General features: G+C 41.8%; 20 protein-coding genes and 1 riboswitch. Of the genes, 18 read left to right on the forward strand and 2 right to left on the reverse strand.

Features of this window, described 5'->3' with window-relative positions:
* Together L634_RS32540 and L634_RS34620 are read left to right on the forward strand one after the other, a co-directional pair.
* The coding region (locus L634_RS32540) for a transposase (protein WP_157452370.1) at window positions 1-176 on the forward strand (176 nt) is incomplete at its 5' end.
* A 160-nt stretch (window positions 177-336) separates the two neighbouring features.
* Entirely contained in the window at window positions 337-471 is a 135-nt protein-coding gene (locus L634_RS34620) for a hypothetical protein (protein ID WP_269521469.1), read from the forward strand.
* Between the two features lie 20 nt (window positions 472-491).
* Here the strand turns inward: L634_RS34620 and rnhC are convergent, their stop codons facing one another.
* The gene (gene rnhC / locus L634_RS0106980) at window positions 492-1,430 is read right to left on the reverse strand and encodes a ribonuclease HIII (RefSeq protein WP_026581833.1); all 939 of its coding nucleotides are present in this window, start codon (window positions 1,428-1,430) and stop codon (window positions 492-494) included.
* Window positions 1,431-1,873: 443 nt separating this feature from the next.
* Between rnhC and zapA the strand changes: the two genes are divergently transcribed.
* From zapA to L634_RS0107055, 13 genes are all read left to right on the forward strand, one after another.
* The gene (zapA, locus tag L634_RS0106985; RefSeq protein WP_026581834.1) at window positions 1,874-2,140 is read left to right on the forward strand and encodes a cell division protein ZapA; all 267 of its coding nucleotides are present in this window, start codon (window positions 1,874-1,876) and stop codon (window positions 2,138-2,140) included.
* Window positions 2,141-2,142: 2 nt separating this feature from the next.
* Window positions 2,143-2,685 (forward strand): CvpA family protein, encoded by a 543-nt coding sequence (locus L634_RS0106990; RefSeq protein ID WP_026581835.1) that lies wholly within the window; start codon window positions 2,143-2,145, stop codon window positions 2,683-2,685.
* Window positions 2,686-2,855: 170 nt separating this feature from the next.
* Window positions 2,856-4,574: a DNA polymerase/3'-5' exonuclease PolX gene (gene polX / locus L634_RS0106995; RefSeq protein WP_026581836.1), complete on the forward strand. Its 1,719-nt coding sequence runs from the start codon at window positions 2,856-2,858 to the stop codon at window positions 4,572-4,574.
* A 31-nt stretch (window positions 4,575-4,605) separates the two neighbouring features.
* Window positions 4,606-6,963 (forward strand): endonuclease MutS2, encoded by a 2,358-nt coding sequence (locus L634_RS0107000; protein ID WP_026581837.1) that lies wholly within the window; start codon window positions 4,606-4,608, stop codon window positions 6,961-6,963.
* A gap of 126 nt (window positions 6,964-7,089) precedes the next feature.
* Window positions 7,090-7,497 carry a DUF350 domain-containing protein gene (locus tag L634_RS0107005; protein ID WP_026581838.1) on the forward strand — a complete coding sequence of 136 codons (408 nt, stop codon included), beginning with the start codon at window positions 7,090-7,092 and terminating at the stop codon, window positions 7,495-7,497.
* A 351-nt stretch (window positions 7,498-7,848) separates the two neighbouring features.
* Entirely contained in the window at window positions 7,849-9,552 is a 1,704-nt protein-coding gene (locus L634_RS0107015; protein WP_026581839.1) for a long-chain-fatty-acid--CoA ligase, read from the forward strand.
* 406 nt (window positions 9,553-9,958) lie between these two features.
* Window positions 9,959-10,543, forward strand: coding sequence for a TetR/AcrR family transcriptional regulator (locus L634_RS0107020; RefSeq protein ID WP_026581840.1), 585 nt, complete (start codon window positions 9,959-9,961; stop codon window positions 10,541-10,543).
* A gap of 38 nt (window positions 10,544-10,581) precedes the next feature.
* On the forward strand, window positions 10,582-11,355 hold the full coding sequence (locus L634_RS0107025) for an enoyl-CoA hydratase (RefSeq protein WP_026581841.1): 774 nt from the start codon (window positions 10,582-10,584) through the stop codon (window positions 11,353-11,355).
* A gap of 520 nt (window positions 11,356-11,875) precedes the next feature.
* Window positions 11,876-12,649: an electron transfer flavoprotein subunit beta/FixA family protein gene (locus tag L634_RS0107035; RefSeq protein ID WP_026581842.1), complete on the forward strand. Its 774-nt coding sequence runs from the start codon at window positions 11,876-11,878 to the stop codon at window positions 12,647-12,649.
* Window positions 12,650-12,689: 40 nt separating this feature from the next.
* Complete coding sequence (locus L634_RS0107040; RefSeq protein ID WP_026581843.1) at window positions 12,690-13,667, forward strand: electron transfer flavoprotein subunit alpha/FixB family protein; 978 nt, start codon at window positions 12,690-12,692, stop codon at window positions 13,665-13,667.
* 188 nt (window positions 13,668-13,855) lie between these two features.
* Window positions 13,856-14,170, forward strand: a complete 315-nt coding sequence (gene trxA / locus L634_RS0107045) for a thioredoxin (protein WP_026581844.1) — start codon at window positions 13,856-13,858, stop codon at window positions 14,168-14,170.
* Window positions 14,171-14,486: 316 nt separating this feature from the next.
* Window positions 14,487-16,253, forward strand: coding sequence for an excinuclease ABC subunit UvrC (gene uvrC / locus L634_RS0107050; RefSeq protein WP_442852690.1), 1,767 nt, complete (start codon window positions 14,487-14,489; stop codon window positions 16,251-16,253).
* A gap of 142 nt (window positions 16,254-16,395) precedes the next feature.
* A riboswitch (Lysine riboswitch) is annotated at window positions 16,396-16,575 on the forward strand.
* Between the two features lie 243 nt (window positions 16,576-16,818).
* Window positions 16,819-18,048, forward strand: coding sequence for an aspartate kinase (locus L634_RS0107055; protein WP_026581846.1), 1,230 nt, complete (start codon window positions 16,819-16,821; stop codon window positions 18,046-18,048).
* A gap of 82 nt (window positions 18,049-18,130) precedes the next feature.
* Here L634_RS0107055 and L634_RS0107060 read toward each other — a convergent pair whose 3' ends face one another.
* A complete protein-coding gene (locus tag L634_RS0107060) occupies window positions 18,131-18,583 on the reverse strand; it encodes a YslB family protein (RefSeq protein WP_026581847.1) in 453 nt (150 codons plus the stop codon).
* Between the two features lie 349 nt (window positions 18,584-18,932).
* Here L634_RS0107060 and L634_RS0107065 point away from each other — a divergent pair, with 349 nt between their 5' ends.
* The 3 genes from L634_RS0107065 to sdhB all read left to right on the forward strand — a co-directional run bounded on the left by L634_RS0107065 (window position 18,933) and on the right by sdhB (window position 22,299).
* Entirely contained in the window at window positions 18,933-19,541 is a 609-nt protein-coding gene (locus L634_RS0107065) for a succinate dehydrogenase cytochrome b558 subunit (RefSeq protein ID WP_026581848.1), read from the forward strand.
* A 226-nt stretch (window positions 19,542-19,767) separates the two neighbouring features.
* Window positions 19,768-21,528 carry a succinate dehydrogenase flavoprotein subunit gene (gene sdhA, locus L634_RS0107070; protein ID WP_026581849.1) on the forward strand — a complete coding sequence of 587 codons (1,761 nt, stop codon included), beginning with the start codon at window positions 19,768-19,770 and terminating at the stop codon, window positions 21,526-21,528.
* 3 nt (window positions 21,529-21,531) lie between these two features.
* Entirely contained in the window at window positions 21,532-22,299 is a 768-nt protein-coding gene (sdhB, locus tag L634_RS0107075; RefSeq protein WP_026581850.1) for a succinate dehydrogenase iron-sulfur subunit, read from the forward strand.
* Window positions 22,300-22,357: the final 58 nt, after the last annotated feature.

The following is a 22,357-nucleotide window of genomic DNA, read 5'->3' on the forward strand; positions in this document are numbered from 1 at the left end:
ATAAAAAGTACAGAAGCCGAAAAATAGATGTCGAGCCCGTCTTTGGACAAATTAAACACAACCGAAAATTCAACCGGTTTTCTCTAAGAGGCCTATCCAAAAACACCACGGATTGGGGTCTTATTTGTGTTGCCCACAATTTAAAAAAGTGGGATGATCTTCTACAAAACAGGTAAAAAGAGTGAAGGTTTAGGAGGATAAATNGGGATATCTCTCCTAATTTTGAATAAGTTACTCGAAATTGAGGACAAAATGATCTCAAAATAAAAAACTGACTCAAAAGAGTCGTCGTTCAACGACCTTTTGAGTCAACCTCTTTTTTATGGGGATATGTGCTTGGCCGATAAAAGTGCCATTTCGGCCGATAAAAACGGAAAATTGGCCGATAAACCTCCATTTTTGGCCGATAAACAAACAATTAGAAGGCCTAATTTCTTCAGCAGCTGCAGTTCTACTGATTATTTAGTATAAAATAGCCAATCTTTCTTAGATTATTTATATTTCCGGCTATACAGCTTCATTGCTTTTTCCGTATTGGCAAAATGGAGTTTCACAAATCCGGACAGGGCTTCACGGCCTTTTTCCCTGATCAGCCGGGCCGCAGCTTCATCAACCTTAGGGCCGGCACCTTTCGTAAGCGGAAATCCGGCTTGTTTGCTTAAATTCTCAAAATGGCGCACAAAAGCATAGCGGGCCAATATGGATGCCGCAGCAACTGCAAGATGTATCCCCTCTGCTTTGGTGCTAAAATAGACCCGCTCCCTCTGTATGGTTTGCTGTTTCTTTAAATAGTTAAAGTAAACCTCTTCCTTGGCGAATTGGTCGATCAGAATGGCTTCGGGCTTTTCAGGGGCAATCTTGCCTAATACATGGCCGATGGCCTGGTTGTGAAGCAAAGCTTTGATTTTCCCCTGTGACATGCCTGATTGCTGCAGCTTGTTGTATTTATCATTATGAAGGGTTAATAGGCTATGCGGTACAATATCCTTAATTTGCTTAGCTATTTCTATAATCTTTTCATCACCGAGATTTTTTGAATCCTTTACGCCAAGCTCCTTTAGTAAAGGAATTTGATCCTTTTTTACATAAGCTGCCACAACTGTTATCGGGCCGAAGTAATCTCCAGTACCCACTTCATCAGAACCAATAACTGAAAGAGAGCCGATATTTTCCGGCAAATTAGCAGCGGCCGGACTAGGCTTCTTGCTTGGCTGCGCACTCTGAGTGGTGTTCCCCCATTTTTTGGCTTCTGTATCACATCCGTTCCCCTGGAACAAGACTTTGCCTGATTTATAGGCAGTGATTGAACAGCCGGGAATTTTTGCGGCAAATATGCTTCCTGGAGGCTGTTTATCGTTCAAATACTTGGCATAATAGGTTTTCATTTCCGATATTTCATTTGCTTTTTTTAAAAGTACCACTTGGCTCATTATCATTTCTCCTCTAACTTAAATTTCGGTGCATTCGTATCACTCTAATTGGAAGGCTCGTTTCTCATAGATTGTTGTTTTACTTATAAATTCTAAGGGGCACTCATGCTTTCCCGCGGGGAGGGATGAGAGCATCCTCGGCTTGGCCTGCGGGATTGCCCACTCCCTCTCTTCTGAGCAGGACTTTGGAAGAGCATCCTCGAAAAAAACCCTCGTCGCACGGATATGCGAATGCCTTTTCGAGGAGTTAATTGCCCTCCGCTGCAATCAACTCATTTGGTTAAACTTGGTTAGCTGCCTGAAAAGCAACAAACTTTACGAAAACAGCCAATTGGAAATAGTTTTACATGAACGGAGCTCTTTTGACATGCTTTGACTTCCCACTCATTTGCGTTCATGTTATGATATTGAGTAGGATTCTTTAAAGAAGGAGGGCATGGACGTTGTCAGATTTACAAAAAAATCGAACAAGTGTAGATATATATGGACAGCAGTATGTAATAGTAGGCTCAGAGAGCTCCAGCCATGTTCGCCTCATTGCTTCGCTGGTTGACGATAAAATGCGTGAAATCAGTTCGAAGAATCCTTCACTCGACATTAGTAAGTTAGCCGTACTAACGGCAGTCAATGCTGTTAATGATTATATAAAGCTGAAAGACCGTCTGGAACGGCTGGAAAACGAATTAAATAGAGTAAAGGACGGAAAATAGCCATGCTGGATCTCGCAATTATCATTATTTTAATTTTTGGCTTTTTTATCGGGCTAAAAAGAGGGTTTATCCTTCAATTAATCCATTTAACAGGATTTATTATCGCTTTTATTGTAGCACGTATGTATTATGAAGAACTTGCTCCTAAACTGACCCTATGGGTGCCATACCCTGACTTTAGCAGTGATTCGGCAATTCAAACGCTTTTTGGGAATGCAAACCTTGAAGATGCCTACTATCGCGCCATCGCATTTGTCGTGATTTTTTTTGCGGTAAAAATATTGCTGCAAATTATTGGGAGCATGCTCGACTTTGTTGCCCATCTGCCGATTTTAAAGCAGCTAAACGTTTGGGCAGGCGGCATTCTCGGGTTTATCGAAGTCTATCTTATCATGTTTATTCTATTATACATAGCCGCTCTGGTTCCAATTGAAGTGCTTCAGGGTCCTATTAATAATTCCTTAATGGCAGAATTAATGGTTAAGAACACGCCTATTCTCTCTGACCAGCTGCAAGATATGTGGGTTGAATATATGGCTGAATAACTTCTCTATTTCTAGAGAAGTTTTCTTTTTGAAGTATAGGAAAGTATAAATTAGAACTTCAATAACTGTCTAGCTGCGGGCAGATGCGCTTTTTATAGGCAGTATTTGAAGTTCGGCGGCAAAATAAGAGATAATACGGATATTATTACCGTTACGGGCAGGTGTTTTGAATGAGTGTAAATAAAAAAGATGTGATCAGGCTTTTAGAAACAATCGCCGTTTATATGGAATTAAAGGGTGAAAACCCTTTTAAAACAGCAGCATTTCGCAAGGCAGCGCTTGCACTGGAATCAAATGATGAAAGTCTATCTGAAATTGAGGATTTTACCAAGCTGTCCGGAATTGGAAAAGGGACAGCATCCGTAATAGAAGAGTACATTCAAGAAGGAAAGTCATCCGTGCTGGATGAACTTAAAGAAGAGGTTCCTTCTGGATTAATCCCTCTGCTTCAGCTGCCAGGTTTAGGAGGCAAGAAGATTGCCAAGCTTTATAAAGAACTGGGTGTGGAAAATGCAGCAGATCTAGAAGATGCATGCCGCAATAAAAAGGTTCAGGGTCTTGCGGGTTTTGGGAAAAAGACAGAGGAAAAGATATTGGCTGCTTTGGAGAATGCTGGATCAAGGCCGGAAAGGCTTCCGCTGGCTTTTATGCTGCCAATAGCAGAGGGCATTGAGGATGCGCTGGCTAATCTGAAGGATATAAAAAAATACTCCAGGGCAGGAAGTTTAAGAAGAATGAGAGAGACAATCAAGGATCTCGATTTTATTATTGCTACTGAAAATCCTGCTTCTGTAAAAGAACAGTTATTAAATCTGCCTGGAATTAAAGAGGTTATTGCTGCAGGAGATACTAAAGTTTCTGTTGTATTTGAGGAATCATATGATATTTCGGCTGACTTCCGTTTAGTGGAGCCGCAAGAATTTGCGACAACTCTCCATCATTTTACCGGCTCAAAGGACCACAATGTCAGAATGCGGCAGCTTGCCAAAGAGCGTGGGGAAAAGATCAGTGAATACGGTGTTGAAAATACCGAAACTGGTGAAATTCTTACTTTTTCAACAGAAGAAGAATTTTATGAACATTTTGGACTTCCTTTTATCCCGCCTGAAGTAAGGGAAGATGGAAAAGAAGTGGATGATTATAAAGAAGATATAGAACTGATATCACTTGAAGATATCAAGGGCGATCTTCATATGCACTCTACATGGAGCGATGGGGCTTATTCAATTGAGGAAATGATTGAAGCCTGCCGTGCCCGTGGCTATAAGTACATGGCTATTACTGATCATTCCCAATATTTAAAAGTTGCTAATGGTTTAACTGCTGAAAGGCTTCGCCAGCAAAAAGAAGAAATTAAGCGCCTTAATGAACAATTCGATGATTTTACGATATTATCAGGAGTAGAAATGGATATACTGCCTGACGGTACGCTTGATTATGATGATGAGCTTCTGGAAGAGCTGGACATTGTCATAGCTTCCATCCATTCTTCTTTTTCACAGCCAAAGGAAAAAATCATGGATCGCTTGAAAACTGCTTTGCAGAATGCCCATGTTGATATTATTGCCCATCCTACCGGAAGATTGATTGGCCGGAGGGAAGGCTATGAAGTAGACATGGATATGCTCATCGAGCTGGCTAAAGAGACGAATACAGCACTTGAGCTGAATGCAAACCCGCATCGGCTGGACCTTGCCTCAGAGCATATCAAAAAAGCGCAGGAAGCTGGCGTCAAGATTGTGATTAATACGGATGCACATAAAATAGACACACTAAACCATATGGAAATTGGCGTTTCCGCGGCCAAAAAAGGATGGATTAAGAAAGAATCTGTCCTCAATGCCATGGAGACAGAAGATCTGCTCAAATTTCTGAAGGAACGCATTTAGGGAAGTTGGGCATTGAAAGGGGAAAATCCTCATGCAAGAACGAGTTTTAAAGATTCTTGAATTCAATAAAGTAAAAGAACAGCTGCTTGAACATGTTTCTTCTTCTTTGGGAAGAAAAAAGGCGGAAAGTATTCTTCCCTCATCAGATTATGAAGAGGTAATCCGCAGGCAGGAAGAAACGGATGAAGCTGTAACAGTCCTTAGAATAAAAGGGAATGTACCGCTTGGAGGCATTTTTGATATTCGCCCGCATGTAAAAAGAGCAGCTATTGGCGGGATGCTCAGCCCTCATGAGCTGACACAGGTTTCAAGCACAATCCATGCCAGCAGGCAAATGAAAAGGTTTATCGAGGACTTTGCAGAAGAAGAAAGCAGCCTGCCAATTTTGCAGGAATATACCGATAAAATCATTGTCCTTGCAGAATTGGAATCATCTATCCGAAATGCTGTTGATGATAATGGTGAAGTGCTCGATGGCGCCAGTGAGACGCTCCGTTCTCTCCGCAATCAGCTGCGGACAAAGGAATCACGTGTCAGGGAACGCCTTGAGAGCATGATCCGCTCATCGAATGCGCAAAAAATGCTTTCTGATGCCATTATTACGATTCGCAATGATCGATTTGTCATTCCAGTAAAGCAGGAGTACCGCGGCCATTATGGCGGCATCATCCATGACCAGAGCTCATCCGGACAGACGTTATTTATTGAGCCGCAATCGATTGTCCAGCTGAATAATGAACTCCAGGGAATCAGGGTTAAAGAGCAGCAGGAAATTGAACGCATTTTGATTGCACTTTCAGGGCTCGTAGCGGAACAAAGCGGTGAATTGGAAACCATTGTAGATGTGCTTGGAGAAATCGACTTTATGTTTGCAAAAGCGAGATACAGCAAACGAATTAAAGCTTCCAAGCCCAAAATAAATAATGAAGGCAGAATTTCTTTGTTTAAGGCACGGCATCCGCTTATTGCTGCTGACGAAGTGGTCCCAAATGATATCGCATTGGGGGATGACTACTCAACCATTGTTATTACCGGTCCAAACACAGGCGGTAAGACCGTTACATTAAAAACGGTGGGCCTTTGTACATTAATGGCTCAGGCAGGTCTGCAGATTCCTGCTCTTGATGGGTCTGAAACAGCCGTTTTTGGTGCAGTTTATGCAGATATCGGGGATGAACAATCCATTGAGCAAAGCTTAAGTACCTTCTCATCTCATATGGTCAATATTGTAGATATCCTGAATCACGTTGATTTTAACAGCCTTGTCCTATTTGATGAGCTTGGAGCAGGAACAGATCCCCAGGAAGGAGCTGCCCTGGCGATTTCCATTCTGGATGAAGTCTATAAACGTGGAGCCAGGGTTATTGCCACTACCCATTATCCTGAGCTCAAGGCCTATGGGTATAATAGAGAAGGAGTTATTAACGCAAGTGTAGAATTTGATATTGAGACGCTAAGCCCAACTTATAAACTGCTTATAGGTGTGCCAGGGCGAAGCAATGCTTTTGAAATATCAAAACGGCTGGGGCTAAATGATAAAGTAATCGATACAGCAAGATCCTATATTGGAGCAGATACAAATCAAGTTGAAAAAATGATAGCTTCTCTTGAAGAAAGCCGAAAGCAGGCTGAGGCTGACCGGGAAGAAGCTCACGATTTATTAAAGAATGCAGAAAAGCTCCACAAAGACCTTCAGAAGCAAATGATTGAATTTTATGAGCAGAAAGATACAATGCACGAAAAAGCAGCAGAGAAGGCGGCAGATATAGTAGAAAAAGCTAAAGCTGAAGCAGAGCAGATAATCCGTGATTTAAGAAAGATGCGCATGGAAAAGCATGCGGAGGTTAAAGAACATGAGCTGATCGAAGCAAAGAAACGGTTGGCTGAGGCGGCTCCCAAGGCTGGCAAAACATCAAATAAAGCCAAACCAAAGAATAATAAACATGTCTTTGAAACTGGTGATGAAGTAAAGGTTCTCAGCTTTGGCCAAAAAGGCCATTTGCTCGAAAAGGTATCCGATAATGAATGGCAGGTCCAAATCGGAATTTTAAAAATGAAGGTTGCGGAAAAAGATTTGGAATACATTAAGAGCCCTAAGCCAGTGGAGACAAAACCAATGGCGACAGTAAAAGGCAAAGATTTTCATGTCAGCCTTGAACTGGATTTACGCGGCGAGCGCTACGAAAATGCACTTCTAAGGGTAGAAAAATATATTGATGATGCCCTTTTGGCTGGATATCCGCGTGTATCGATTATCCATGGCAAAGGTACCGGAGCCTTGAGGCAGGGTGTTCAGGAATATTTAAGGAACCACAGAGCCGTTAAAAAAATAAGATTTGGCGAAGCTGGCGAAGGCGGTACAGGTGTTACGGTCGTTGAATTTAAATAAACGCCTGCTATCAAACCCACTTCAATTTGAGCAGAGGGGACAGGGGCATTTTCCTGACGCTGCTTGATGTCTATCACCTGATGCCTTCCAAAGAAAAAGCCTTAAAATCCAATGGGGAGAATGGAAATGAACCAATTTTGGGAAAATGAATTTATTCAGACAGCTGCATATTACAGTGTTGTTATTCTATGTATGATTGTCTTTTTGGCTATTTTTGAATTGGTTACCAAGTATCGAAACTGGGAAGAAATCAAAAATGGCAATATAGCGGTTGCGATGGCAACTGGTGGCAAGATATTCGGGATTGCCAACATTTTTAGGCATTCTATTTTGCATAATGACACATTATTGACGATGATTACTTGGGGAGTTTTTGGGTTCGTCCTCATGTTAATTGGGTATTTTATCTTTGAATTTTTAACGCCGAAGTTTAAAATCGATGATGAAATTGAAAATAATAACAAGGCGGTCGGTTTTATTTCAATGGTGCTATCCATTGGTTTATCATACGTTATCGGGGCAGGCTTATCTTAAGGAGAGGTATTTACAGTGGAAAAATTAGCTAAAGTTCTCCTGGTTCTTAGCGGAATATTTCTTCTCATAGGAGCCATCTATATATTTTTTATTGCATAATGTTTTAGTGATATAGATTATATAACAAAAACGCCATTGATATATGGCGTTTTTTTGTTGAACAAAATTTACAGGGAATTCCCAAAGCAGTGGACAACCTAAAAAAATAGTCCTTTTCTAAGTGACTGGTTTTATTCTAATTGTCATAGAGTCAGCATTATATTATAATAAGAACGAACAGTTAGAATGTTCTAAAAATTTCAAGGCTATGTCCAGCTTTTCCTTATGGACATTCAATAAAGGAGGGACAAAATGGCAGAAGCAAAACCATGGATAGAACAGTATCCGGCAGAAATCCCCTCAACCTTGTCATATCCCAGCCAGCCGGTACAGGATTATTTAAAACATGCGGCAGATGAATTCCCGGAAAAAATAGCCGTCCATTTTATGGGGAAGGAATTTACTTTCAAATATGTTTATGATTCTTCTCTTAAACTGGCAGCTTATCTCCAAAGCATAGGGATTGAAAAGGGAGACCGAGTCGCGATCATGCTCCCAAACACCCCGCAGGCTGTGATTAGCTATTACGGAATTTTGATGGCTGGCGGCATCGTTGTCCAAACGAATCCATTGTATATGGAACGTGAACTTGAATATCAAATGAAGGATTCGGGGGCAAAGGCAATCATCACGATGGACATATTATTTCCAAGAGTCACTAAGGTAATGCCTCAAACAGATTTAAAACACATAATTGTATCCGCTATCAAAGACTTTCTACCATTTCCTAAAAATTTGGTTTATCCATTTATACAGAAAAAGCAGTATGGCATCTCAGTAAATGTGAAGCATGGAGGAAATAACCATTTGCTTGCAGAAATATTAAAAAGGCCATCAGAGCCTCTTAAAATCCATAAATTTAATTTTGAGGAAGATTTGGCATTATTGCAATATACTGGGGGTACTACAGGATTTCCAAAGGGTGTTATGCTATCGCATAAGAACCTGGTCTCCAATGCAGCAATGTGCAAAGCATGGCTGTATAAATGCAGGCGGGGCGAAGAAGTAGTACTTGGCATTTTGCCGTTTTTCCACGTGTATGGTATGACTACCGTTATGATTTTATCTATAATGGAAGCACATAAAATGGTGCTCCTGCCTAAGTTTGACCCTGAAACGACATTGAAAACCATACAAAAGCAGCGTCCTACATTATTTCCTGGCGCACCTACTATTTATATTGGCTTATTGAATCATCCGGATTTGAAAAAATATGATTTATCATCTATTGATTCTTGCATAAGCGGGTCTGCAGCCCTGCCTGTTGAAGTCCAGCAGAAATTTGAAGAAGTAACAGGAGGAAAGCTTGTTGAAGGCTATGGTTTGACTGAATCGTCTCCGGTAACGCATGCGAATTTCCTGTGGGACCGTCCACGGGTTAAAGGAAGCATTGGTGTGCCTTGGCCGGATACGGATGCAGCTATATTTTCACTGGAAACAGGAGAGCCCCTCCCGGCTGGCGAAGTAGGTGAGATTGCAGTAAAGGGTCCTCAGGTAATGAAAGGCTATTGGAACCGACCCGAAGATACTGCACATACATTAAGGGATGGGTGGCTTTTGACCGGTGACCTTGGATACATGGATGAAAATGGATATTTCTATGTCGTAGATAGAAAGAAAGATATGATCATCGCTGGCGGTTTCAATATTTATCCAAGAGAAATTGAAGAGGTCCTTTACGAGCACCCTGCAGTGCAGGAAGTAGTAGCTGCCGGAATTCCGGATCCGTACCGGGGAGAAACTGTAAAAGCCTATATTGTGCTGAAAGAAGGAGCAAAAGCTACGAAAGATGAATTGAACGAGTTTGCGAGAAAGCATCTTGCAGCCTATAAGGTTCCAAGGCTTTACGAATTTCGGAAAGAACTGCCAAAGACTGCAGTTGGAAAGATATTAAGAAGGACGCTTGTGGATAAGGAAAAAAAGAAGTTAAAGGAAGAAGAGGAAAAGCGGGCTTAATGCAGAGACCGATTCCTATCGGCTCTTTATTTTTGGTGTATAAGACTTGTCCAGGCTTCTTATGAATGTCATAATGTATATTAGGTTTCGGCGGATAATTCTTGACAGGAATAAATTGTCCTACTATTATAAAAATATGAATGATTATTCATTCATTTTAAAACAGGAATTGAAAAAACACCAAGTTAAACGCTCTAGGCTTGCTGATTTTTATTTAAGGATGTGTTAATGCTAAATGTTGATTTAGCACCGTGTTGATTGGAGCGGAAATCAACATTCAAGTTTATCAGAGCCTTATTTAAAGATTTACCAGCGGGGATGGGTCTGTGGCCCATCCACCTGCTGCATAAGAAAATGATGGCACTGCCGTTTAGCTGGTTTTTAATTCTTGAAAGGAGGGAAAAGCTTGAAGAAAACGAAACCCAAATACCGGCAAATTATTGATGCGGCGGTGGTGGTGATTGCGGAAAATGGCTATCACCAGGCACAGGTATCAAAAATTGCAAAGCAGGCAGGCGTCGCTGATGGCACCATCTACTTATATTTTAAAAACAAAGAAGATATCTTAATATCCCTCTTTCAGGATAAAATGGGTTATTTCGTTGAGAGAATCGAGGAAAAAATTGCAGGAAAAGAGAAAGCTGCAGAGAAACTATTAGTGATGGTAGAATCGCACTTTAAGATGCTTTCAGAAGACCGGCACCTGGCAATAGTCACCCAGCTCGAACTAAGGCAATCCAATAAAGATCTCCGCCATAAAATTAATGAAGTCTTAAAGGGATACCTTGCATTAGTTGATAAGATACTGGCTGATGGGAAGGAGAGCGGAGAGTTTTCAAGTGACCTGGATATAAGGCTTGCCCGTCAAATGATCTTTGGCACAATGGATGAAACAGTAACGACATGGGTGATGAATGAGCAAAAATATGATCTGACTGCTCTGGCAGAACCTGTGCATAAATTGCTCATCAATGGGTGCGGAAAAGCATAATCCAAAAGTGCTTTTAGAATATATTGAGGAGGGATAGGATGGAATACTTGAAATGGTCTCACCAGGATATGGTTGCGACAATCACGATTGAACGTCCGCCGGCAAACGCTCTTTCATCCGGCTTGTTAAAAGAGCTTTCAGCTGTTCTGGATGAAATTGAACCAAATGAAGAAATTAGGGTGGTTCTAATTCACGGTGAAGGCAGATTTTTCTCTGCCGGTGCAGATATTAAAGAATTTACGACAATCGAAAGCGGAGAAGATTTCTCCAACCTGTCAACCTATGGCCAGGAACTTTTTGAAAGAATGGAATACTTCCCTAAGCCAATTATTGCGGCTATTCATGGTGCTGCACTCGGCGGCGGATTGGAACTGGCGATGGGCTGCCACTTCCGGCTTGTTTCCGAAACTGCCAAACTTGGGCTTCCTGAGCTTCAGCTAGGCTTGATACCAGGGTTTGCTGGCACACAGCGTCTGCCTCGCTTTGTTGGAACAGCCCGTGCGGCTGAAATGTTATTTACAAGTGAGCCGATTACAGGTCTTGAAGCTGTTCAATATGGTTTGGCGAATCATGCTTATCCGGAAGAGGAGCTGTTGGAGAATGCCTATAAAATGGCAAAGAAAATTGCCAAAAAGAGCCCAGGCTCAATCAAGGCCGCCATTGAACTTTTAAATTACGGGAAAACAGGACAGTTCTACGAAGGCGTAAAAAAAGAAGCTGAATTGTTTGGTGAAGTTTTTATTTCAAAAGATGGCAAGGAAGGAATATCTGCCTTTATTGAAAAACGTGAGCCGAAATTTACCGGACAATAGTATTTTTAAAGATTTTCGCTGAAAGATTACATTCATCCTCATAATCTATTATAATAGACTTGTATGCGGATGATTTAATCTTCAGAAGATTCATTGGTTAAATTTTGGTCTGCGAACGAGCGCCCGCTCAATTTTAAATGCTGTCTTCGTAGAGTTGTTGCTTTTCTATAACTCAATTTAAATTGCTGAGTTGATTGGAGCTTAGGGCACTTGATCCTCGAAAATGCTACCGCATTTCCTTCGTGCGTTGCTGATTCAAGGAAGCTTATTCAATGTCCTGCGGGAGGAGAGGGAAGTGCGAGACCCCACAGGCGAAGCCGAGGAGGCTCGCATTCCTCCCCTCGGAAAGCAAGTGCCCATAGCGGAAATCAACGGGCATAATTCATAAGTAAAACAATCTATAAGAAAAGAGCTGTATTAAAAATAGATGGGCGTTAGCAGCAGATTAACCTTTCTGTATGCCTTGAATATTTTCAATCTTTCGAAGTGAAGAAATGTTTTTATTACTAGGAGGGAAATCATGAACATCTACGTATTAATGAAGAGAACATTTGATACTGAAGAAAAAATTACAATCTCCGGCGGCAAAATCAATGAAGATGGTGCTGAATTTATCATTAATCCTTATGATGAATATGCGATTGAAGAGGCCATTCAGGTCCGCGATGCACATGGCGGAGAAGTCACAGTCGTATCTGTTGGAACGGAGGAAGCTGAGAAGCAGCTTCGAACAGCCCTTGCCATGGGTGCAGATAAAGCTGTTTTAATCAATACTGAAGATGATCTTGAAGACGGTGACCAATTCACAACCGCAAAGATTTTATCAGAATACTTAAAAGATAAAGAAGCTGACTTAATTATCGGAGGAAATGTAGCCATTGACGGCGGCTCAGGACAAGTTGGACCGCGTGTAGCAGAACTTCTGGGCATTTCTTACGTAACGACTATCACAAAGCTCGAAATTGATGGCAGCTCTGCAACTGTAGTTCGCGATGTTGAAGGCGATTCCGAAGTAATTGAAACATCCCTTCCATTATTAGTAACTGCACAGCAAGGTTTGAATGAGCCTCGCTACCCGTCCTTGCCTGGAATTATGAAGGCAAAGAAGAAGCCTCTTGATGAGCTGGAGCTTGACGACCTTGACCTTGATGAAGACGATGTTGAAGCAAAAACAAAGACAATTGAAATCTACTTGCCGCCTAAGAAAGAAGCAGGAAGGGTTCTTGAAGGCGAATTGGAAGATCAAGTTAAAGAGCTTGTAAACCTTCTTCATACCGAAGCTAAAGTTGTCTGATTGTCAATAACTGATAATAATAACGCAGGGGGTAAAACATATGGCTAGAAAAGTATTAGTATTAGGTGAAGTCCGTGACGGTTCATTGCGTAATGTATCCTTCGAAGCGGTAGCAGCAGGGAAAACTGCAGCAGAGGGCGGAGAAGTTGTAGGTGTTTTAATTGGTGATTCTGTAAGCGCTTTAGCGATTGAGATGATCCAGTATGGAGCGGACCGTGTTGTGACGGTTGAAGATGAAAAACTAAACCAATATACTCCTGACGGCTTTTCTCAGGCTTTAATGGCCGTAATTGACTCAGAAAGTCCTGATGGCCTTATTTTTGGACATACTGCATTAGGAAAGGATCTTGCGCCAAAGATCGCTGCCAAGCTGGAATCAGGTTTAATCTCAGATGTTACTAACCTGGAAGAAGCAGGCGGCAACCTGGTGTTTACACGGCCAATCTATTCAGGAAAAGCGTTTGAGAAGAAAATTGTAACAGATGGCCTGCTGTTTGCGACAATCCGTCCAAACAATATTGCTCCACTTGATAAAGATGAATCAAGATCTGGTGACGTTTCATCTGTATCTGCTGATATCAAAGACCTTCGTACCATTATAAAAGAAGTTGTCCGCAAAGCTAGCGAAGGTGTTGATTTGTCTGAAGCAAAGGTTATTATTGCAGGCGGGCGCGGTGTTAAGAGCGAGGAAGGATTTGAGCCATTAAAAGAGCTTGCTTCTGTTTTAAATGGAGCTGTGGGTGCTTCCCGCGGTGCATGTGATGCAGATTATTGCGACTACTCACTTCAAATTGGCCAAACAGGCAAGGTTGTTACTCCAGACCTTTATATTGCATGCGGCATCTCTGGGGCAATCCAGCATTTAGCTGGTATGTCAAACTCAAAAGTAATTGTGGCCATTAATAAAGATCCTGAAGCAAATATCTTCAAAGTGGCGGATTACGGCATTGTTGGCGACCTTTTTGAAGTTGTCCCAATGTTAACGGAAGAGTTTAAGAAACTTAAAGTAAACGCATAAGAATCACCTGATTGGCTATTGAATGGGCGGCTTTGGGCCGCCCTTTATACATAATCACAACTGCAGGCAATGATGAATAATTCGCATAAAATAGGGTATATTACGATCGAGCAAATCGTTAGCAACATAATATAAACGATGATATACTGTCGTTAGTATTTGAGTTGAATTTTTAGGAGGCATATCAAATGGCTATTACACATGCAACTGATCAAAACTTCACTACGGAGACTGGCTCAGGTTTAGTATTGGCTGACTTCTGGGCTCCATGGTGCGGCCCTTGTAAAATGATCGCTCCTGTATTGGAAGAGCTTGACGTTGAAATGGGCGATAAAGTTAAAATCGTAAAAATCGATGTTGACGAAAACCAGGAGACTGCTGGCAAGTTTGGCGTAATGAGCATCCCGACTCTAATCGTTCTTAAAGACGGTGAAGTTGTAGATAAAGTAGTTGGATTCCAGCCTAAAGAAGCTCTTGCTGAACTTCTTTCAAAACATGCATAATGTTTAAAGGGGTCCCGATGTCCAATAAAGGCATCGGGATTTTTTTGTGCAGATTATGATGAGCTCTCATGCATATGTACCCCAATATTTCTTGCTTCTATACTAATACTGTCATACTATACCCCATCTCCATTACACGTTATAATTAGATTGTGATACTTGCCCAGAAGACATAGGGCATTAATAGGAAAGAAGCAGGATGAAAAGTGCGCTTTGAGACGTTAACTTGTCAATTCAGGTCAGGCCTGTTAACCATATCGTTATATAGAACATCCGGGAGGTGAATCAAGTGAATGACACTATCAAAAATAAGCTAATGCTGCTTCCGGCACAGCCTGGCTGTTACTTAATGAAGGATAGGCAAGGCACCATTATCTATGTGGGAAAGGCAAAAATTTTAAAAAACCGCGTCAGATCCTATTTCACTGGTTCGCATGACGGGAAAACCTTAAGGCTTGTCAATGAAATCGAGGATTTTGAATATATTGTAACTTCCTCAGATATGGAAGCGCTGGTTCTTGAGATGAACCTGATCAAAAAGTATGATCCGAAATATAATGTGATGCTAAAGGATGATAAGAGCTATCCGTTTATTAAACTGACATCTGAAAGGCATCCGCGCCTGATTACAACCAGAAAGGTTAAAAAGGATAAAGGAAAGTACTTTGGGCCTTATCCAAATGTCCAGGCTGCAAATGAAACGAAGAAACTTCTCGATAGGATTTATCCGCTCCGCAAATGCTCAACCCTTCCTGACCGAGTGTGCCTTTATTATCATTTGGGCCAGTGCCTGGCTCCATGTGTGAAGGACGTTAGTGAAGAAGAATATAAACAAATGACAGATGAAATTGCCAGGTTTTTAAACGGCGGGTATAAAGATATAAAGAAAGATTTGACTGAAAAAATGGCAGCGGCAGCAGAAGAGCTGGATTTTGAGAGGGCCAAAGAGCTCAGGGACAAAATCGCTCATATTGATGCTACGATGGAAAAGCAAAAAATGACGATGACAGACTTTACCGACCGCGATGTGTTCGGCTACGCGGTTGATAAAGGATGGATGTGTGTTCAGGTCTTTTTTATCAGGCAAGGGAAACTTATCGAGCGGGATGTATCCATGTTTCCGATTTATAATGAGCCTGAGGAAGAAATCTTAACCTTCCTGGGCCAATTTTACTCAAAGGCCAACCATTTTAAGCCGCGTGAGATATTAGCACCAGATTCTGTGGACACAGAAATGGCAGAACATCTTCTGGGTGTAAAGGTCCTTAAGCCGCAGCGCGGCCAAAAGAAAGACCTCGTAAAGCTTGCCTATAAAAATGCGAAAATTGCCCTGCAAGAGAAGTTTTCCTTAATTGAACGGGATGAGGAACGGACAATCAAGGCTATTGAAAATCTTGGACAGCAGCTTGGCATTTATACTCCCCATCGGATTGAAGCATTTGATAATTCCAATATTCAGGGAACCGATCCTGTATCTGCCATGATTGTCTTTATTGACGGCAAGCCTGAAAAAAGGGAATATCGGAAATATAAAATTAAATCCGTCAAGGGCCCTGATGATTACGACTCCATGAGGGAAGTGGTACGGCGCAGATACACAAGGGTACTTAAAGAAGAACTGCCCCTGCCTGATTTGATTATAATTGATGGCGGCAAGGGACATGTGGAAGCGGTAAGGGATGTGCTTGAAAATGAATTGGGCCTTGATATCCCTCTCGCCGGATTGGTTAAGGATGAGAAGCATCGGACATCTCAGCTTCTTTATGGCAGTCCCCTTGAAATCATACCGCTTGCAAGAAATAGCCAGGAATTTTATTTGCTGCAGAGAATACAGGATGAGGTGCACCGGTTTGCCATTACCTTTCATCGCCAGCTTCGCGGAAAAAGTGTTTTTCAGTCCATTCTTGATGAGATTCCTGGCATAGGGGAGAAAAGAAAAAAGCAGCTTCTGAAAACTTTCGGTTCTGTGAAAAAAATGCAAGAAGCTTCCCTTGAAGAGTTCAGGGAAGCAGGGATTCCTGCAAACGTAGCTGAAGAATTGAGGCAGCGTCTAAAGGGGCAAAATGGAAAGCGTTCAACGTAAATTGGATATAGACAGCCAATTTCTGATATGTTATACTAATTGAAACTTTATAACAATATCACTTTATAGCGATAAAGTGTGTGTTCAAAAGGGTTAAAAGAGCAAAATGCTCTTTTTGTCCAGTTTTTGAACTGCATCGTAAAGTGAAGGTAGAGGTGCGAACTTCATCAGTAAAAGCTTGGAGAAGAATGAGCTTCAGTGAAAAGCTTTGAAAGGGAATGTTTGCCGAAGTGGAGAAAATCTCATCATTTTCTTTGCTGGTTCTGCATTGAATAAATGCAGGATTGTCAGGACCATGCCGTCCTGGAGAGCTATCTCACTGTGTTTGCTTATTTTTATTTACATTTGGCTGCACAGCAATGGGATAGTATTATTCCATTGCTTTTTTTATTGCCAAAAAAGGGCTGTGTTACTGTATGGTTACTCCAGCACCTGTGTACGGAGTGAAAGGCTCTGAAGCAGAATAACAAGGCTTATGCAAATAAATAGAAGCAAACTGGTAAAGGGTAATTTACATAGGGACGGCAAACAATACAATAAGATTGTTAGGAAAGAAGGAGAAGCTGTGGGTATCATTGTACAAAAATTCGGAGGCACCTCCGTAGGCACTGTTGACAGAATTCAAAATGTAGCCAATCGGGTGATTGAAGAAAAGAAAAGAGGAAATGATGTGGTCGTGGTTGTTTCAGCCATGGGGAAAACGACTGATCAGCTAGTAGGTATGGCTAAGGAAATTTCTCCTGCTCCAAATAAACGGGAAATGGATATGCTGCTTACAACCGGTGAACAAGTAACCATTTCTTTGCTGGCCATGGCTTTAGGGGCGAAAGGGCACCCTGCCGTTTCATTTACTGGCTGGCAGGCGGGAATTAAGACTGAGCCGGTCCATGGAAATGCAAGGATATTGGACATCAATACCAATAAAATCCAGACAGAATTGAAGGAAGGCAAAATCGTTATTGTTGCCGGATTCCAGGGAATGACGGAGGATGGTGCGATCACGACCCTTGGCCGCGGAGGATCGGATACAACGGCAGTTGCATTGGCAGCTGCGCTTAAAGCAGATAAATGTGATATTTATACAGATGTAACAGGGGTATTTACAACAGATCCCCGCTATGTCCAAAATGCCAGAAAGCTTCATTCTGTGTCCTATGATGAAATGCTGGAACTGGCAAATTTAGGGGCTGGTGTATTGCATCCAAGAGCTGTAGAGTTTGCAAAAAACTATGGGCTTCCGCTTGAAGTGCGTTCAAGCCTTGAAAGAGAATCGGGAACTATTATTGAGGAGGAAGTGAAAATGGAACAAAACCTAGTTGTGCGCGGTGTGGCGTTTGAAGATGATATTACAAGAGTGACAATACTTGGACTCCCTAATTCACTAACTGGATTATCCACCATTTTTTCAGCACTCGCAAAAAATCACATCAATGTCGATATCATTATTCAAAGCATGACAGAAGCGCAAACGACCAACTTGTCATTCTCGATTAAAAATGAAGATTTAACTGATACAGTAAAAGTGCTTGAAAAGAACAGAGACAGTTTGAATTATGATCGCATTGAATGGGAATCAGGCCTTGCTAAGGTTTCGATTGTAGGTTCAGGAATGATATCCAATCCTGGTGTAGCAGCTGAAATGTTTGAAGTGCTATCAGCAAATGAAATTCAGGTGAAGATGGTAAGTACATCAGAAATAAAGGTTTCTGCTGTTATTGAAAACGGAAAAATGCTTGAGGCTGTTGATGCTTTGCATGATGCTTTTGAGCTATCCAGTTCTGCTGTAAAAGCTTAATTGAATGTCAGATGCGTAAGAGTGCATAAACAAAAAGCTTTCAAAAGGCGGCTTTTGAAAGCTTTTTGTCCTGCATATCACATCACATCGGTGTGTCTTTTTTATCCCATTTTACTGTTATATGGATTTTGCCGGTTTTTTTGCGGGGGTGTTCAAAGGCTTCGCAAATGACTTCTTTTTGAAATTCGATTTGCTGGGCTATAAAACCGGCTTCAAGCTGAAATGTGCAGCTATCATTCTTTTTGCAGCGTTCAGCGATCAGAGGACTGGTCAATTCCATTTCAATTTCATTTTTTGTTTCATTTTTTATCGAAAGGCTGCCCCATCCTGCGTTTTGAAAAAACTCGGCAATATGTCCGGCTGATTCAAGAGGATATTTCCGTGCAAGCCTCTTGCCGGCCCAATATAAAATTTCAGGTGCATCATTGCCTAAAAGGTCCTGAAGCAATACTTCCCGTATGAGTTCATAGCCAAATACCGGGACGGACTGTATGTGATCTTCGTTGGTTGATTTCGCAGTTGCTAATTCGCTCATTGGTCTCCCCTCTTTCTATTATTCTATTATATACAATATGAAGAGGGTTTTAATATCCATTCAAGAAAAAATAGAACGATTTGCACAGAAAATATTACTATTTTAATATAGGTGATGCTTAGAAAATACAGAAAAAGAAAGTGCAGTTAAGGTTGATTTAAAGCATTTAATATTTTTTAAAAATTTTATTAATATGGAACATTTTATGTATCCGTTTTCTTGACGCTCTTTTATCTTGGGAGTAAAATGGACATGTCACATAATTGTAAGAAAATGAATAACATTTTCGAGATGATGTCCTGAGCGGGGGCTCAGCATCATTCTTTTACAAATCAGGGGGGGAAAGTTTATGGCAGGTAATCGAGAGTTTTTTAATCGCAGATTGCATTCATTACTTGGAGTTATACCGGTTGGACTGTTTTTGGTTCAGCACCTTGTAGTGAACCATTTTGCAACAGGGGGAGAGGAATCGTTTAATAATGCTGCGCATTTTATGGAAAGTCTTCCTTTCAGGATTTTCCTAGAAACGTTTGTTATTTATCTACCTTTGTTGTTCCACGCAATTTATGGCCTTTATATTGCTTTTACTGCGAAAAATAATACGAGCAGATTCGGGTACTTCCGTAACTGGATGTTTATGCTTCAGCGTGTATCCGGTGTAATCACTTTGATTTTTGTTGCTTGGCATGTTTGGGAAACTCGTGTTGCTGCTGCTTTTGGAGCAGAAGTTAATTTCCAGATGATGGAGAATATTTTATCTAATCCTTTCATGTTCTGGTTCTATATTGTTGGTGTTATCTCTGCAATTTTCCACTTTGCCAATGGCCTATGGTCATTCCTTGTAAGCTGGGGAATCACAGTTTCACCTCGTTCTCAAGTCATCTCTACTTACGTAACGATCGGCATTTTTATCGTATTATCAATTGTTGGCGTACGTGCACTTACAGCATTCATTTAAATAAACATTAAAAGACTATAAGAGTAGATTCGGATAGTAAAAATAAAAGATTTAAGCTTTGAAGTTAGACACCAGTCTAGCTCTTGGCGCAATCGGCTCGGGTTATTAAGCCACGCGCTTCGGAAGGCAAAGAGAACGCCTTCTTCGAGTGCTCATCTTTAGCTTTTTGCCGATAAGCGGGCGCCTTGCGCTTTTCTTTGTACTAGGATTAAGGGAGTGAGTCACGATGGGTAAAGGAAAGGTTATAGTTGTCGGCGGCGGATTAGCCGGATTAATGGCGACAATTAAAGTTGCAGAAACAGGGACTCCGGTTGAGTTATTTTCTTTGGTGCCGGTAAAACGTTCTCACTCTGTTTGTGCCCAGGGCGGTATTAACGGAGCGGTAAATACTAAAGGGGAAGGCGATTCTCCTTGGATTCATTTTGACGATACAATTTATGGCGGGGACTTTTTGGCAAACCAGCCGCCTGTTAAAGCAATGGCAGAAGCAGCACCGGGAATTATCCATTTATTTGACCGTATGGGTGTTATGTTTAACCGTACACCTGAAGGATTGCTGGACTTCCGCCGCTTTGGTGGAACACAGCATCACCGTACAGCATTCGCCGGTGCTACGACTGGCCAGCAGCTGCTTTATGCAATGGACGAGCAGGTTCGCCGCCATGAAGTTGCCGGCTTGGTAACAAAGTATGAAGGATGGGAATTCCTTGGAGTAGTGATTGACGATGATGGAGCTTGTAAAGGTGTCGTTGCCCAGAACCTGACTTCAATGGAAATCAAGTCATTTGCCGCAGATGCCGTTATTATGGCGACTGGCGGACCAGGAATTATCTTCGGAAAATCAACTAACTCCGTCATAAACACTGGTTCAGCTGCTTCAATTGTTTATCAGCAAGGTGTTTATTATGCAAATGGAGAATTTATCCAAATTCACCCAACAGCTATTCCGGGCGATGATAAGCTTCGCCTTATGAGTGAATCAGCCCGCGGTGAGGGTGGACGAGTATGGACATATAAAGATGGTAAACCATGGTACTTCCTTGAGGAGAAATATCCTGCATATGGAAACCTGGTGCCTCGTGACATTGCAACACGTGAAATCTTTGACGTATGTGTTAACCAAAAGCTTGGTATTAATGGGGAAAACATGGTTTACCTGGATCTTTCCCATAAAGACCCTAAAGAGCTTGACATTAAGCTTGGCGGCATCATTGAAATTTATGAGAAATTCCAGGGAGAAGACCCTCGCAAAGTTCCAATGAAAATTTTCCCTGCTGTCCATTATTCAATGGGTGGTCTTTGGGTTGATTATGATCAAATGACGAACATTCCGGGATTGTTTGCCGCAGGTGAATGTGATTATTCTCAGCACGGTGCGAACAGACTGGGTGCCAACTCACTTCTTTCAGCTATTTATGGAGGTATGGTAGCAGGCCCTAATGCCGTAAAATACATAAGCGGTTTGGAAAAGAGTGCAGAGGATCTGCCATCATCTCTATTTGATCGCTATGTTAAGCAGGAAGAAGAGAAATGGAATAATATCATGTCTCTTGACGGAACAGAGAATGCCTATGTGCTCCATAAAGAGCTTGGCGAGTGGATGACAGACAATGTAACAGTTGTTCGTCATAATGACAGGCTTTTAAAAACAGATGAAAAGATCGTTGAGCTTATGGAGCGATATAAAAATATCAACATAAATGACACAGCGAAATGGAGCAACCAGGGTGCAAGCTTTACCCGCCAGCTGGCAAATATGCTGCAATTGGCACGTGTTATCACAATCGGTGCTTATAACCGTAATGAAAGCCGCGGTGCGCACTATAAGCCAGATTTCCCAGAGCGTAATGATGAGGAATTCCTAAAGACGACCATGGCGAAGTTTGTCGATGAAAATTCAGCGCCTGAATTCCATTATGAAGATGTTGATGTAAGCTTAATAAAGCCGCGTAAGCGCGACTATTCCAAAAAGAAAGGGGAGAACTAAGCAATGCAAGAAACCAAAGCAAAAACTGTCCGTTTTATAATCAGCCGCCAGGATTCTCCTGATTCAGCCCCTTATCAGGAAGAGTTTGAGCTTGAATACCGTCCTAATATGAACGTTATCTCTGCCCTTATGGAAATCCGCCGAAATCCGGTTACAGCGAAAGGTGAAAAGACAACACCAATCGCATGGGATATGAACTGTCTTGAAGAAGTTTGCGGCGCCTGCTCTATGATTATTAACGGAAAACCGCGCCAGTCCTGTACGGCGCTGGTCGATCAGCTTGAGCAGCCAATCCGCCTTGAGCCTATGCGAACTTTCCCTGTAGTCCGCGACTTGCAGGTAGACAGAAGCCGTATGTTCGATTCACTGAAAAAAGTCAAGGCGTGGATTCCGATCGACGGAACTTACGATTTGGGACCGGGACCTCGTATGCCTGAAAGAAAGCGCCAATGGGCTTATGAACTATCAAAATGCATGACTTGCGGAGTATGTCTGGAAGCATGTCCGAATGTAAACAGCAAATCTGATTTTATCGGTCCAGCGCCTTTATCACAGGTTCGCTTATTCAATGCCCACCCAACAGGGGAAATGAATAAGGCGGAACGCTTGGAGCAAATCATGGGTGATGGCGGATTGGCAAACTGCGGTAACTCTCAAAACTGTGTGCAGTCTTGCCCTAAAGGGATTCCTTTAACAACATCAATTGCGGCATTAAACCGTGATACAACATTCCAGTCCTTCAAAAATTTCTTTGGAAGCGACAGAATCTAGACTGAAAGCCGAAATGATAAAACAAAATTAATCATTTTTGTACCTGTTGATAGCGGGC

This window comes from Bacillus sp. J33 (genome assembly GCF_000518885.1).
GTDB lineage: Bacteria > Bacillota > Bacilli > Bacillales > Cytobacillaceae > Cytobacillus.